13 protein-coding genes are annotated in these 13,078 nt (G+C 70.9%); 2 read left to right on the top strand and 11 right to left on the bottom strand.

The genetic code is table 11. The features are described from left to right. Nucleotides 1-317: 317 nt before the first annotated feature. Both AC0QU1_RS15535 and AC0QU1_RS15530 read right to left on the bottom strand, forming a co-directional pair. Nucleotides 318-875, bottom strand: a complete 558-nt coding sequence (locus AC0QU1_RS15535; RefSeq protein ID WP_483570512.1) for an NAD(P)H-dependent oxidoreductase — start codon at nt 873-875, stop codon at nt 318-320. Beyond that, on the bottom strand, nt 868-1,944 hold the full coding sequence (locus tag AC0QU1_RS15530) for an LLM class flavin-dependent oxidoreductase (RefSeq protein WP_483570511.1): 1,077 nt from the start codon (nt 1,942-1,944) through the stop codon (nt 868-870). Before AC0QU1_RS15530 ends, AC0QU1_RS15535 begins: the two co-directional genes overlap by 8 nt. Before the next feature lie 107 nt (nt 1,945-2,051). On the opposite strand from AC0QU1_RS15530, the gene AC0QU1_RS15525 reads away from it, so the two are divergent. Then, on the top strand, nt 2,052-2,501 hold the full coding sequence (locus AC0QU1_RS15525) for a MarR family winged helix-turn-helix transcriptional regulator (protein WP_483570510.1): 450 nt from the start codon (nt 2,052-2,054) through the stop codon (nt 2,499-2,501). Nucleotides 2,502-2,528: 27 nt separating this feature from the next. Here AC0QU1_RS15525 and AC0QU1_RS15520 read toward each other — a convergent pair whose 3' ends face one another. From AC0QU1_RS15520 to AC0QU1_RS15480, 9 genes are all read right to left on the bottom strand, one after another. Further along, the gene (locus tag AC0QU1_RS15520) at nt 2,529-3,815 is read right to left on the bottom strand and encodes an MFS transporter (RefSeq protein WP_483576706.1); all 1,287 of its coding nucleotides are present in this window, start codon (nt 3,813-3,815) and stop codon (nt 2,529-2,531) included. Nucleotides 3,816-3,861: 46 nt separating this feature from the next. After that, the gene (locus AC0QU1_RS15515; protein ID WP_483570509.1) at nt 3,862-4,866 is read right to left on the bottom strand and encodes a VOC family protein; all 1,005 of its coding nucleotides are present in this window, start codon (nt 4,864-4,866) and stop codon (nt 3,862-3,864) included. 76 nt (nt 4,867-4,942) lie between these two features. Further along, nucleotides 4,943-5,833 (bottom strand): ABC transporter permease, encoded by an 891-nt coding sequence (locus tag AC0QU1_RS15510; protein ID WP_483570508.1) that lies wholly within the window; start codon nt 5,831-5,833, stop codon nt 4,943-4,945. Continuing rightward, entirely contained in the window at nt 5,833-6,735 is a 903-nt protein-coding gene (locus AC0QU1_RS15505) for an ABC transporter ATP-binding protein (protein ID WP_483570506.1), read from the bottom strand. The genes AC0QU1_RS15510 and AC0QU1_RS15505 overlap by 1 nt, the downstream gene beginning before the upstream one ends. Beyond that, entirely contained in the window at nt 6,732-7,835 is a 1,104-nt protein-coding gene (locus AC0QU1_RS15500) for an ABC transporter substrate-binding protein (protein WP_483570504.1), read from the bottom strand. Before AC0QU1_RS15500 ends, AC0QU1_RS15505 begins: the two co-directional genes overlap by 4 nt. A gap of 108 nt (nt 7,836-7,943) precedes the next feature. Then, a complete protein-coding gene (locus AC0QU1_RS15495) occupies nt 7,944-8,714 on the bottom strand; it encodes an SDR family NAD(P)-dependent oxidoreductase (protein ID WP_483570503.1) in 771 nt (256 codons plus the stop codon). After that, nucleotides 8,711-10,690: an acetoacetate--CoA ligase gene (locus AC0QU1_RS15490; RefSeq protein ID WP_483570501.1), complete on the bottom strand. Its 1,980-nt coding sequence runs from the start codon at nt 10,688-10,690 to the stop codon at nt 8,711-8,713. Before AC0QU1_RS15490 ends, AC0QU1_RS15495 begins: the two co-directional genes overlap by 4 nt. Then, nucleotides 10,687-11,556 (bottom strand): fumarylacetoacetate hydrolase family protein, encoded by an 870-nt coding sequence (locus AC0QU1_RS15485; protein WP_483570500.1) that lies wholly within the window; start codon nt 11,554-11,556, stop codon nt 10,687-10,689. Before AC0QU1_RS15485 ends, AC0QU1_RS15490 begins: the two co-directional genes overlap by 4 nt. 6 nt (nt 11,557-11,562) lie before the next feature. Beyond that, entirely contained in the window at nt 11,563-12,258 is a 696-nt protein-coding gene (locus AC0QU1_RS15480; protein ID WP_483570499.1) for a VOC family protein, read from the bottom strand. A gap of 152 nt (nt 12,259-12,410) precedes the next feature. On the opposite strand from AC0QU1_RS15480, the gene AC0QU1_RS15475 reads away from it, so the two are divergent. Further along, the gene (locus tag AC0QU1_RS15475) at nt 12,411-13,001 is read left to right on the top strand and encodes a nuclear transport factor 2 family protein (RefSeq protein WP_483570498.1); all 591 of its coding nucleotides are present in this window, start codon (nt 12,411-12,413) and stop codon (nt 12,999-13,001) included. The last annotated feature ends 77 nt before the right edge of the window (nt 13,002-13,078 follow it).

Here is a 13,078-nt window from a genome sequence, read left to right as displayed (position 1 = left end):
GGCCTGTGCGCGTAGGGGTGGAAGATTCGGGGCTGTTGCGTGTGTCGTACCGCCAGAGGTGAGTGTTGTCCACCAGGGCCGCCGCCACGGCGGTTGTGATGTCGGCCGGATCGGGATTGGCAGCGGGCCACGGCCCGTTCCAGGTCGGCGAAGAACGGGTTGTCGGTGCGGGGCTAGGGGAAACCAACATCTCCGTCGCGCGGACTCTGGAGTCACCGCCGATCGCTACCGGCTGCCGGATGGGTCGGTTCCGCCCGGTACTGGGTACGTAGCGTGCGTGGTTCTCCGCATCGTCGTTTCTGCGGCGGCGTGCGGGATCAAGCAGCGGTCGTCCGATGCCGTAACAAAGGTGCTGCGTCGTCGAGGGCGGTCTGGATGCGGCTGTAGACGCGTGGGTTGAGGAGGGTGGTGCCGTCGAAGTCGCCGGAGGAGGCGTAGATGGCGACGGGCAGAGTCAGGGCCTGGAAGAACGCGAAGAGCGGCCGTAGCGCGTGGTCGAGGGCGAGCGCGTGGTGGTCGCCGCCGCCGGTCGCGAGCAGGAGCACCGGCTTGTTGGCGAGGGCGTACTGCTCGACCAGGTCGAAGAAGTGCTTGAACAGCCCGGTGTAGGAGCCGCGGAAGACCGGGGTCGCGGCGATGAGCAGGTCGGCCTCCTCGGCGGCGCGGAGCTCGTCGTCGACCTCGGGGGTGACGCTCTCGCGGTCGACGGCGCCGGTGAAGCCGGCGCCGAGGCGGTAGACATCGACGCGGCGCGCCTCGAGGAGCATCATCCGCTCCAGCGTGCGGACGGCGACGTCGGCCAGGGCCATGGTCTTGGACCGCTCGCTGGGGCTTCCGTTGACGACGACCACACGGAGCGGCGCGGGCTCAGACATCGCCGAGCTCCTCGTCGTCGGATGCCAGGTCGCCAAGTTCCTTGTGGACGGCTGGGGCGACCTCGGTGCCGAGGCGTTCGACGGCGGCCAGGAGCTCGCGCTGCGGCATGCTGCCCGCGCCCATCTGGATGATGATGCGGGTCAGGCCGTACAGCTCGCGGAAGCGGAGGATCTTGTCGGTGACCTCCTCCGGGTCGCCGACGATGTAGCTGCCGGCGGGGGAGGATCCGGCCTCGAAGGCGTCGCGTGGCAGCAGCATCCCGCGGCCGCGCTGGTGGTTGTGCTCCATCATGAACCTGGCGAAGTAGGGGTACATGGTGTCGCGCGCCTGTTGCGCGCTGCTGCCCACGTGACCGCCGACGCTGATGCTCACGGGCAGGGCCGACGGGTCGTGCCCGGCCTGCTCGGCTGCCGCGCGGTAGAGCTCGATCGACTCGCGGTGCAGGTCCATCGGGCCGAACAGGATGGCGAGCGCGAGCGGCAGGCCGAGCGCGCCCGTGCTCACCGCCGACGCGGGCGAGCCGCCGACGCCGACCCAGATCGGGATGGTGTCCCCGTACGCCCGAGGAGCGACGTCCGCGTTCACGAGGGGAGGGCGGAGTCTTCCGGTCCAGGTGATCGGGTTCCTCTCCCGGATGCGGAGCAGCAGGTCGAGCTTCTCGCGGAAGAGCTCGGAGTAGTCCGCGAGGTCGTACCCGAACAGCGGGAACGACTCGGTGTAGGAACCCCGGCCCGCGATGATCTCCGCACGCCCCGCGGAGAGGAGGTCGATGGTGGCGAACTGCTCCCAGACGCGCACCGGATCCTCCGAGCCCAGCACGGTGACGGCGCTGGCGAGCCTGATCTGCTGCGTCGCCTCGGCCGCTGCCGCCAGCAGGATGGTCGGCGCGGAGCCGACGAAGTCCGTGCGGTGGTGCTCGCCCATGCCGAAGACGTCCAGGCCGACCTCGTCGGCGACCCGCGCCAGCTCGATCGTCTCCCGGACGCGCTGATGCGGGGTGCGGGTGGTGCCGCTGACCGGGTCCTGGGTGACCTCGCCGAAGGTCATGATGCCGATCTCGAATGCCATCGCTACGTCCTCTCGGTGGTGCCACGAACTGTGGCCGCACTCGCAACAACCTTCCTGCGCAAGCAACTATTCCGTCCGGCGAGCCCTGCGTGGACTAGGTTTTGTCCATGGCAACCGAACGGCTCACCGAGCTTGAGGACGAGGCGTGGCGTGGCTTCCTGATCGCCCACGAGCGCATCTGGCGCGAGATCGAGGCCGACCTGGCGCCGCTCGGCGTCAGCATGGCCGAGTACAGCGTGCTCGGGCTGCTGGGGGAGGCCGGACGGGGCGGGATGCGGCTGACCGAGCTGGCCGAGCTGCGGATGATGTCGACCGGGGGGTTCTCCCGGCTCGCGGACCGGCTGGAGCGCCGCGGTCTGGTCGAGCGCCGCCGTGTGCCCACCGACGGTCGCGGGTACGAGATAGCGCTCACGCGAGCGGGGCGCTCGCTGCTGCGCGCGGCGTGGAAGCGGCAGCACGCCGACATCCAGCGCCTCTTTCTCGGCAGGCTGGACGACGAACAGCTCAGAGCTCTGGCCGGCGTCTGGGCGAGCCTCGCCGATCAGGAGGCTGGCTAGCGGCCGCCGACCGGCCGCGCTGCGCGGTCAGACACTCCCGTTGCCGGGGGTTCGGTGAAGCCGGGCGACGAGAAGACCGAGCACGGCGGTGACGCTGGCCGCGGCGATCAGCATCGAGTGCAGGGCCGCGGTGTAGGCCGCGGCGTGCCCGGGTGTGCCCGCGGCGACCTGGGCCGCGGTCTCGGCGGGCAGGGAGAGCTGCAGCAGTGCGGTGATACCGACCCCGTAGAGGCCGACGGCGACCGCAGCGCCTCCCGAGCGGATGAAGTTGAGCAGGCCGACCGCCGCGCCGCTCATGCCCTCGGGCACCGACGCGATCGCTTCCGCGTCGACGAGCCCGATCGGGAGCCCGTAGCCGATGCCGGCGAGGATCATGGGCCCGATCACCCAGCCGAGCGCGTTCCCGGGATACAGGAGCAGCAGTCCAAGGTCGCCGAGGGCAAGCGCCGCGAAGGAGCAGTAGATGAGCGCCATCGGGGTGATCCGGCGCGCCCGAAGCACCAGACGGCCCGCGATCATCGGTGCGACGAGCACCGGAATCGTCATCGGCAACATGAGGAGAGCCGCCTCGGCGGCGGTCATGCCGAACATGGCGGACAACGCCACCGGCAGGTAGCTCAGCAGCGTGACGTAGCCCACGGCCGGTGCCAGCGGCGCGAGCGAGAGCGCGAGGAACCGGCGGTTACCAACCACGGAGAAGGCGGGTCCCCGGTGTTCGCGGCGCGGCAGGCGCGGCTGTTCGCGTCGCGTCAGGTCAGCTTTGGGGAACAGCGGAATCGCAGCGACGGCGCCGAGCGCGACGAGGGCGAGGACGGCGTACACGCCACGCCACCCCGTGCCGAGGACGAGAATCCCCGCCACGCTCGGGCCGAGGGCGAAGCCGAGGCCGACCGTCGAGCCCAGCAGCGCGAAGACACGCGTGCGTCCCGGCCCGCTCGGAAAGACCGCCGACAGCATCACCGCCCCGCCGGCGATGACGGCCGCGCCGCCGGCGCCGGCCAGGAACCGCGCGGCATTCAGGACCAGCAGGGTCGGCGCGAGGCTGCCCAGCGCGCACGACACGAGCGTGACCACCAGACCGACGGTGAACGTCAGGCGATAACCGAGTCGATCGGCGGACAGGCCCGCGAGCAGCATGAAGATGGCGAGCGCGACGTTGAAGGCGTTGATCACCCACTGCAGGCCCACCGGGTCGGCGCCGAGGTCGTCGGCGATGCGTGGCAGCGCGAGCGCGGATCCGGTGGCGCCGACGGGCACCACGAAGACGGCTGTCAGGACGACCGGCACAACCCGGTGCGAGCGCGCGCGGTCCATGGTCACGTGCGCCGGGTGCCTGCGGGTGACCCGCATCGCCCGTGCGTCACCTCGCGCGCCCGCCGTCCGGCACGTCGTCGTACTCGCTCGTTCGGACCACGGCATAGGCGGACCCCGGGACGAGCTCCTGCGGTTCGAAGCCGTAGGCGCCGTCGAGCGCCGATGGCACGAGCAGCAGCTCGAGGGAGAGCTGGTCCACGATGCGCAGGTAGAGGCCGCCTGCGACGTCGGGCGGATCCGTCGTCGCGGTGGCTCCCCAGGACCGTGCGGTAGCGAGGTCTCGCAGCAGCGCCCCACGATCCCGGTACCCGAGGGCGACGTTCATGATCCCCTGGTCACTGAGTAGCGAGCCGGCGGGTGCCGGCCGCGGAACGGGCGTCTCGTACTGGACCACCTCGAGGAGGACGTCGCCGGCTTGGAGCACGGCGGAGGTCCGGCGTGCCCCGGCCAGCCCCCACAGGGCCTCGTGTTCGGGCAGGTGGATCGGTGCCGTCTCGCGCCAGCCGAAGGCGTCCGTCAGGTACGTGCGTGCGGCCTGGAGGTCGGTGACGGACACGGTGACGTACGCCACCGCCGGACGGGGCGCGCGGACCGGGTCGACGTCGGGTGAGGGCGCCTCCTCCATGAGCTCGACGACGACGTCGGCCCCCGGTTCGCGGAAGCAGACGCGGCGCAGCCCGTTCACCACGACCGGGTCGGTGAGGGTGGGCAGACCGGCGCGTCGCAGGCGGCGCAGGGTGAGGTCCAGATCGGGGACGGTGACGCCGAGCCGGGTCCAGCCGAGGTCGGCCGGACTCCAGTCGGTGGGCCGCGGCCGCTGGTGCGGGCTTGTGTGGTGGAAGAGCTCGATCTGGACGAAGCCCTGCCGCCCGACGAGCCACCACATCATGCAGTAGGTGTCGTCGCCGGTCGGCAGGCCCTGCACTCGCGCAGCGTGCTGTCCCCAGCGGGGCCGGCCGCCGCCGTTCTCGAAGCCCAGCACCTCGGCATAGGTCCGGATGGTGCGTGGTAGGTCGGTCGTGCACATCGCGATCTGGGCAATGCCAGCCATTCTGGGTCCGCCTGTCGTCGGGTCGATCGGTCGTTCGCGACCCGCGCGGCATTGCCGCGTGCCGCGCGGGCCGTAGTCAGTCGGTCTGGATCCACCAGTGCAGGATCCGGCGCTTGAACTCCTCGGCCACCCACAGCAGCAGCAGTGCGCAGATGGACAGGACGATGATCACGGCGAACGTCATGTTGCTGTCGGCGGCGTTGGTTGCCGTGGTGATCAGCAGCCCCATGCCGGTCGAGCCGGTCAGGATCTCTCCGGTGACGACCGAGACGATGGCGAAGCTGACGCCGACGGGCAGGCTGGACAGGGTCCAGGCCAGCGCGTAGGGGAAGCGGACGCGCCACATGATGTCCCAGCCGGACGCGCCGAGGAGCTGGGCGTTCTGCCGGACGTGGGTCTCGACGGTCCGGGCGCCCTCGTAGGCGTTGAACAGGGCCACGAAGAACACGACCATGAACGCGATGGCTATCGAGCTGACCATTCCGGTGCCGAAGAGCACGACGACGATCGGGATCAGGGCGACCCTGGGCACGGCGTTCAGCGCGACGACGAAGGGCCGGAACACGGCGCCCACGAACTGGAAGCTGCCCAGCACGAGGCCCAGCAGTCCTCCGCACACCATGGCCGCGGCCAGTCCGAGGATCGAGGCCAGGAACGTCGGCCCGAGGAACTGCCAGACCGACGGCACCCCGTCGCGACCGGTCAGCAGGTCGACCAGGTCGCCGAAGACCTGTTCCGGTGAGCCGATGAAGTAGGGGTCCAGGAACCTCCACCTCGACAGCCCGCCGATCTGCGGGATGTACTGCCATGCGAGCAGCGCCACGAGGGCCACCAGGACCTGGGCCCCGACGACGACCGCTCGCGACCTCGTGTTCACCCGCGGCCCTGTCGTCTCCGTGCCGCGCCCTTGGCCGGTGCCGCGCCGTGTTCGGCGCGAGGCCGGTTCCGTCGACACGTTCGCCGCCATCACACCGCTCCTTCGCTTCGGGCGCCCGCGGGGTTCGTGTTCGCCTGAGCACTGATCTGCAGGCGCAGGTCGCGCCACAGCCGGCTGTACAGGGTGAGGAACTCGTTGCTCTCCCGGAGCGTGGTCATGTCCCGCTCGCGGCCGAACGGCACGTCGTGCGCGCTGAACACCGTGGTGGGCCGGGGCCCCATGATGTAGACGCGGTTGCACATGCTGGCGGCCTCGGCGAGGTCGTGGGTCACCAGGACCGTGGTGATCCCGAATTCCCGGACGATCTTGAACACGTCCTGGTGGATCGCGACCCTGCTCGGCTCGTCGATCGCCGAGAACGGCTCGTCCAGGAGGAGGACCTGCGGGAAGGCCGCGACACTGGTGAGCACGGCCACGCGGCGGCGCATCCCGCCCGAGAGCTGGTAGGGGTAGGCGCGTTCGAAGCCGTCGAGATGGACCATCGCGATCAGCTCGCGGATCCGCTGGTCGACCGCTGCCCGGGACAGCGCTCGGCCGCGCCGTCGCGACTGCTTCCGGCTGAGGGAGTAGTGCAGTCGCACGTTCTGCTCCACGGTCAGCCAGGGCAGCACGGTGTCCTTCTGGAAGACCATGCTCAGCAGGTGCCGGCCGGAGTCGTCCGGGACCACGCGCACGTCGCCGGTCTGTGCCTGGCGGAGCCCCGCGATGAGGCTCAGCACGGTGCTCTTGCCGCACCCGCTGGGCCCGACGATGCCGATGCTCTCTCCGGGGCGGACGCTGAGATCGAGGTCTTTGATGGCCTCGACGCCTCCGGGGTACCGGTAGCCGACGCCCCGGAACTCGATCGCGGCGCCCGCGGCGCGTGGTGTGTCGTGTGTGTCGGCGGCGTCGTCCTGGTGGAGTGTTGCCGCTGACTGCGAGATGTGGGTCATGGTCGTCCGATCGCCGACTTGAGGTAGGACATGTCGACCGTGTTCGAGTAGTCGAACCGGCTCGGATCGGTGCCGAGGAAGTCCAGGCCGCCGTCCTGGAAGAACCCGACGGTGCTCGACCAGGTGTCCTCGGAGACGAAGCCGTCGTCCGGGCTGAGGAACTGCCGGAACTGTTCCAGCGACGTCGAGATCACCTCGACCGAGCCGGCGGCGGCCCAGCCGGGGTCGGAGTCGACGAGAGTCTGGGCGATCTCGCGCGTGTCCGCGGCCATGAAGTCCTCGAGCGCGGCGTCGTAGGCCCGCAGGAGACGCTCCACGGCGGGCCGGTTGCGTTCGAGCGTCTCCGGGAGGCCGCCGACGACGTCCTCCACCCCGGGGCTGGGCCACGCGGGCGGCAGCGTCGACTCGTCGCCCGGGTCCAGGACGACCCGCAGCGTGCCGTCGTCAACCGCCTTCTGGTAGTAGGCGATGTTCCCGACCGCGCAGTCGGTACGGCCCGCCACGACGTTGGCCAGGACGGCGGGCACGGTGGTGAGCTGTGTGAGCTCCCACCGGACGCCGTAGACCCGCTCCAACTGTCTCGTGTAGGCGTGCATCACCGTGCCAGCCGGTGCGGTGGTGACGGTGGTGCAGTCGGCCGGTGTCTGAACCGCCTCGTTCGAGGCCACGACGTAGCCGCTCGCGCCCGCGTCGATGCCGTAGATGGTGTGCACGGGTTTGCCGGAGTTGATGATCCCGAACAGGCCGCCCTGCGCCCCGCCCCAGTAGAGGTCGGTCTGTCCGGCGACGAGCTGGGAGGTGTGGGCGGCCTCGCCCACGACCAGGTCGAGCTCCAGGCCCGCGTCGTCGAAGTAGCCCTCGGCCTCGGCCCAGTACAGCGGTGCCGCGGACGCCTGGAGGTTGCGGACGCCGACACTCAGCGACAGCGCGCCGTCCGGGGACGGGTCGGTCGCGGCCTGTGGGCCGCACCCGGTCAGCATCGCCGCCGCCAGGGCGACCGCCGCCACGCCGGCCGCGGACCGGGCCAGGGCCGGTCTCGGCGGTGTCCTGCGTCTGGTCGCGGCCGGCCGCCGGGGCGGGCCGCTGGTGTGGTCAACCATCCCACCAAGCTCCTTTGCTCAGTTCTTCCGGCGGGTCGCCGGATCGTTCATGTGGTTCGTCGGGAGCACCCGGGCGCCGCGGACGGCGGGGGAGAGCTCCCAGGTGCTTCAGTTCACGTTTCGTCCCGCGGTCAGGCCGCCCTCCACCGGGATGAGCGCGCCGGTAAGGAACGACGACTCGTCGGACAGCAGCCATCGAGCCGCCTGCGCGATCTCCACCGGCTCGCCCGGACGGCCCAGCAGGTGGAGGCCGGCCGCCCGCTCGAGGTAGGCGGCCGACTCCGTCGACCCGAAGACGGCCTCGGCCATCGGCGTACGGATCGATCCGGGAAGCAGGGCGTTGACCCGGATGCCGGCGGGCCCGCCCTCGACCGCCGCGGCGCGGGTCAGCCCGCACACGGCGTGCTTCGAGGCGATGTACTCGGCCCTGTTCGGCAGCGCCATCACGCCGAGCGCGGACGAGGTGTTGACGATGGAGCCCCCGGCCGTCATCACGCGGAGCTGGTGCTTCAGGCAGTGGAAGGTTCCCAGCACGTTGATGCGCATCACCCGGACGAACTCGTCCGAGGTCAGGTCGACCAGCGCCGCACCGTGCTGCGACACACCCGCGTTGTTGAACGCGCCGTCCAGCCGTCCGAAGTGCTCGACGGTCCCCTCGACGAGTGCACGGACCGCTGCCTCGTCGGTGAGGTCGGCCGGGACGAAGAGCGCCTCGCGCCCGCCGGCCGACAGCTCGGCGGCGAACGCGTTCCCGCCCGTCTCGACTACGTCCGTCACGACCACGTGCGCCCCCGCCTCGGCCAGCAGGCGCGCGGTCGCGCTGCCGATCCCGCCGAGCCCGCCGGTCACGACGAACACCTTCGCCTCGGTCGTGCTCATGACGTCCTCGCCTTCTCGTGTGCCGTCCGGAACGCGCGTGCGCGGTCCACGTACCAGTCGACGGCCTCCGGGTCGGCCAGGGCGCCGCGGTCGAGGGTGGCCGGGTCTCCACCGGCGAAGAGGCGTTTGACCGGCACCTCCACCTTCTTGCCCGTGTGGGTCACCGGAATGGCGGGCGCGGCGACGATCTCGTCCGGCACGTGGCGCGGTGAGGCGTGCGTGCGGATGGCCGTCGTGATCCGCGCGCGCAGCGCGTCGTCGAGCACGTGCTCGTCGTCGAGCTCGACGAACAGGGGCAGCCAGTACCCGCCGTCGGGCAGGTCTACGCCGATCACGAGACTGTCGCGCACGCCGGGCACGCGCTGCACGGCGTCGTAGATCTCCGAGGAGCCGAGCCGCACGCCGTGCCGGTTGAGGGTCGCGTCGGAGCGCCCCAGGATCTCGCAGGTGCCGTCGGTGCCCAGCGTGATCCAGTCCCCGTGCGTCCAGACGCCGGGGTAGGCCTCGAAGTACGCGGCGCGGTAGCGGTCTCCGTCCGGATCGTTCCAGAAGGACACCGGCATCGCCGGCATCGGGCGGGTGATGACGAGCTCGCCGACCGCGTCGCGTACGGGACTCCCGCTCTGGTCGAACACGTCCAGCGCGACGCCGAGGAACGCGCCCTGCATGCGGCCCAGGTAGACCGGCTCCAGGGGGTTGCCGCCGACGAACGCCGAGCAGACGTCGGTGCCGCCGCTGGTGTCGGCCAGCCGTACCTGGGGGCCGACCTGGTCGTGCAGCCACAGGGACGTGGCGTCGGCCAGCGTCGAGCCCGTGGACATCACGACCCGCAGCGTGGACAGGTCGTGCTCCTCGCCCGGGCGGCGGCCGGACTCCTGGACCTTGCGGAGATACGCGGCGCTCGTGCCGAACATCGTCGCCCCAGCGTCGGCGACGAGCTCGAACTGCTGGTCGACCCGGGGGAAGGTGGGCGAGCCCGTGTACGTCACGACGGATGCCCCGGTCATGAGGCCGGCCAGGAGCGTGTTCCACACCATCCACGAGGTGCTGGCCGCGACGTAGTAGCGGTCGTCGGGCGTCAGCTCGAAGTGCAGGCCCCACGCCTTGACGGCCTCCAGCGCCATGCCGCCGTGCCCATGCACGATGCCCTTGGGGGAGCCGGTGGTCCCCGAGGTGAACAGTACCCACAGCGGGTGGTCGAACGGCAGGCGCTCGAAGTGGGCCGGCGCGGGTTCGGCGACGAGGTCCGCGAACGGTGTACGCGTCGGGTCCTCGCCGACCTCGACGACGTGCTCCAGCGAGGGCAGGCGGGCGACGAGCTCGTCCAGGTGGTCGCGACGGTCGAACCACCTACCGCCGTACCAGTAGCCGAGGGACCCGATGAGCACCTTCGGGTCGAGCTGGCCGAGCCGCGCGAGGGCGGCCGGCGCCGACAGGTCGGGCGAGCAGACGCTCCAGGTCGCGCCGACGCTCGCGGTCGCCAGGAGCGAGACGATCGCCTCGGGCGCGTTCGGCAGCACCGCCGCGACGCGGTCGCCGCGGCCGACGCCGAGCCGGCGGAGGTACCCCGCCGCGGCGGCGACCTGCTCGTCGAGCTCGTGCCACGACAGCTCGCGCCGGTGGCCGCGCTCGTCGAGGTCGACGACGGCCGTGCGCGAGGCGCCCTCGCCGAGCGCGTGGCGCAGGATGTTCTCGGCGTAGTTGACCCGCGCCTGCGGGTACCACCTCGCCCCAGGCATCCACTTGTCGGCCAGCACTGGTCCGCTCCAGTCGCCGACCAGGTCGAACCAGCGGCGAACCGTGTCCCAGAACCCGGCGAGGTCGTCGGTCGACCACGCCAGCGCCGACCGGTAGTCTGGCAGTTCGATGCCGCGCGCCCGCGCCGACGCGGCCAGGAACCGGCCCATGGGGCCGTCCGCCGCGTCGGCTCCCGGCTCCCACAGGACCGTCTCGCCGTGGACCGCGATGCCGCTCATCGGGCGACGAACCTGTTCGTCATCGTGCCGATCCCGTCGATCGCGCTGGTGAGTGCGTCGCCGGGCCGCAGGAAGATGCCGCGGGGCTGGCCCACGCCCGCCGGCGTGCCCGTGAAGATCACGTCGCCCGGGTGCAGCGTCACGACCTGCGAGAGGTCGGAGACGATGCGGTCGACCGGGAAGATGAGGTCGGCAGTAGTGCCGTCCTGGAGCGTGAGGCTCTTCGCCACTCCCGCGCCCGGCCCTTCCAGGACGGCCGTGATCCGTAGGGCGCCGGGGTCGCCCAGCTCGTCGCCCGTCACCACGGCGGGGCCGAACGGCGCGAAGTTGGGGAAGGACTTGCCGAGGCTGAACTGCGGCACGGGGCCGCGGAGTTGGACGGCCCGCTCGCTGTAGTCCTGCCCGACGGCGTAGCCCGCGACCGCCGCTGCCGCCGTCTCGACGTCGGCCCGGTGCGTCTCGCGGCCGATGACGACGACGAGCTCGGTCTCGTAGTCCACGCTGTCGCTGGGCAGCTCGACGGTTACGTTCGGGCCGGCCAGGGCGGAGGCGAACTTCGTGAACACGACGAGGTTCTCGGGGTGGGCGAGGTTCGCCTCGTCGGCGTGGTCGCGGTAGTTGAGCCCGATCGCGAAGATCTGCCGGGGGTCTGGGACGGGTGCGCCGAGGTCCGCGGGGTCGAAGGTCGTGCCGCCGCTCAGGTCGGCGTCCTCGGCCCAGGCCATGAAGGCATCCCACTGCTCGAACACCTCCCGCGGCGAGGGGCCGAAGCGTCCGCCGCTCGCGATGGCGATGTCGACGGCGGTCGTGCCGTCGGGGCCGTCCGTGATCAGCGTGGCTCGCCGGGCGAGGTTCGCGATGCGCATGGCGGTTCAGGCCTCCGATCCGGTTGGCACGGGGACGCCGTCGGCGAGCGACGGGTCCGACTGGATCCGGGCGGGCCAGGGGTCGTCGAACGTCAGCACCGGCCGGGGCCGTTCGGGGGCGAGCTCACCGTTGCGGGCGCGGGCGTGCACCTCGGCGCTGGTCGCACCCGACCGGTACGCCTCGACCACGAGCTCGGGGTCGAACTGCGGTCCGATCTGGTCCTCGCTGAACTCCTGTGAGGCCCACATCCACTCCTTCGACACGGCCCAGTCGCCGAACATGTCGACCTGGATCTCCACGCCGTTCCCGTCCGGGTCCTGGTAGTACATCGACATCGTCATCCCGTGGTCCAGGCAGACCGTCGGCATGAGGCCGGCGTCCCGCAGGCGCACGTAGTTGTCGATCCACGCCTCGAACGTGTCGTACTCGAACGCGGTGTGGTGCAGCCCCGCGCTGTTCGGCTTGTCGACCGGCGGGTGCACACCCGGCAGGCGCAGCAGGGCGATCCGGTGGTTCGCCTCGTCGTTCGTGAGCCATGCGGCGTGCTCGGCGTAGTAGACCGGCTGAAGGCCCGCGACGAGCTCGTAGAACGACACCATCGCGTCCACGTCCATCGTCATGAACGTCGCGTGATGCAGCCGGGGCGGCCGGATCGGGCGCGGCCGGGGAGTCCGGAAGTACTGACTGTGGTCCGTGGTCACGGGGCCACCTCCTTGGGGTCCTCGTCGTCGAGTAGTCCGAGCCTGGCAGACGATTAGCGATGATGCAATAGATTTTCGAAAATCATGGACGTTCTCTGATACGTTGTGCCTGCTATGGACACCGATGAGGCTGATCACGGGAGGGCTGAGTCATGACGACGAGCGAGGTCGAGGCGGTCACCCAACTGGTGCTGCACGAACGCCAGGGCCGCGACCGCAGGTGGTGGGACCAGATGCGCGCCCAGTACTGGCCCGACGCCGAGATGCACCTGAGCTGGTTCGACGGCAGCGCCTACGACAACGTGGACGCGTCGCAGGTGATGAACGAGCACGGCAGCGTGTCCACACACCGGCTCTCGCCCGTGATCGTGCACGCCGTTCAGGACCGGGCGATCGCCGAGCTGCCGACGGTGATCGAGGCGCCGATGACGGTCGACGGCGTCGAAGCCGTCCTCAGCTCCTACCTCCGCCTCCAGTACCGGGCCGAGCGGCGCGACGGCGAGTGGCGGCTGCTCCGCCTCGACTCGATCTACGAGCGCGACCAGCTCGTCGCCGCGACGCCGGGTCAGTCCGTGCACGTCGACCCCGCCGCATTGGCGCCGTACCGGACGCCGTACCGGCTGCTGGCATGGTTCCTGGCCGGCCGCGGGTACACCGTCCTGGACGACCTGCTGGGCGACGACCGCCCGGACGAGGTCGCCGCCTTCTACGAACGCGAGCTGCGATGGCTGAACGGAGCCTGAGCCGACCAGGCACGACCAAGGATTAGCGATTATCCGATGGATTCTCGAAAATCCATCGCTCTCGCGTGAATGTCGTG

This window comes from Promicromonospora noduliphila, from assembly GCF_056951025.1.
This window is presented reverse-complemented; position numbering and strand designations above follow the sequence as displayed.

What these genes read in the sequence shown, in the direction of transcription:
- AC0QU1_RS15535 (WP_483570512.1), bottom strand. Translation starts at nt 875, where the DNA reads ATGTCTGAGCCCGCGCCGCTCCGTGTGGTCGTCGTCAACGGAAGCCCC.
- AC0QU1_RS15490 (WP_483570501.1), bottom strand. Translation starts at nt 10,690, where the DNA reads ATGAGCGGCATCGCGGTCCACGGCGAGACGGTCCTGTGGGAGCCGGGA.
- AC0QU1_RS15510 (WP_483570508.1), bottom strand. Translation starts at nt 5,833, where the DNA reads ATGGCGGCGAACGTGTCGACGGAACCGGCCTCGCGCCGAACACGGCGC.
- AC0QU1_RS15505 (WP_483570506.1), bottom strand. Translation starts at nt 6,735, where the DNA reads ATGACCCACATCTCGCAGTCAGCGGCAACACTCCACCAGGACGACGCC.
- AC0QU1_RS15515 (WP_483570509.1), bottom strand. Translation starts at nt 4,866, where the DNA reads ATGGCTGGCATTGCCCAGATCGCGATGTGCACGACCGACCTACCACGC.
- AC0QU1_RS15495 (WP_483570503.1), bottom strand. Translation starts at nt 8,714, where the DNA reads ATGAGCACGACCGAGGCGAAGGTGTTCGTCGTGACCGGCGGGCTCGGC.
- AC0QU1_RS15530 (WP_483570511.1), bottom strand. Translation starts at nt 1,944, where the DNA reads ATGGCATTCGAGATCGGCATCATGACCTTCGGCGAGGTCACCCAGGAC.
- AC0QU1_RS15485 (WP_483570500.1), bottom strand. Translation starts at nt 11,556, where the DNA reads ATGCGCATCGCGAACCTCGCCCGGCGAGCCACGCTGATCACGGACGGC.
- AC0QU1_RS15475 (WP_483570498.1), top strand. Translation starts at nt 12,411, where the DNA reads ATGACGACGAGCGAGGTCGAGGCGGTCACCCAACTGGTGCTGCACGAA.
- AC0QU1_RS15520 (WP_483576706.1), bottom strand. Translation starts at nt 3,815, where the DNA reads ATGGACCGCGCGCGCTCGCACCGGGTTGTGCCGGTCGTCCTGACAGCC.
- AC0QU1_RS15500 (WP_483570504.1), bottom strand. Translation starts at nt 7,835, where the DNA reads ATGGTTGACCACACCAGCGGCCCGCCCCGGCGGCCGGCCGCGACCAGA.
- AC0QU1_RS15525 (WP_483570510.1), top strand. Translation starts at nt 2,052, where the DNA reads ATGGCAACCGAACGGCTCACCGAGCTTGAGGACGAGGCGTGGCGTGGC.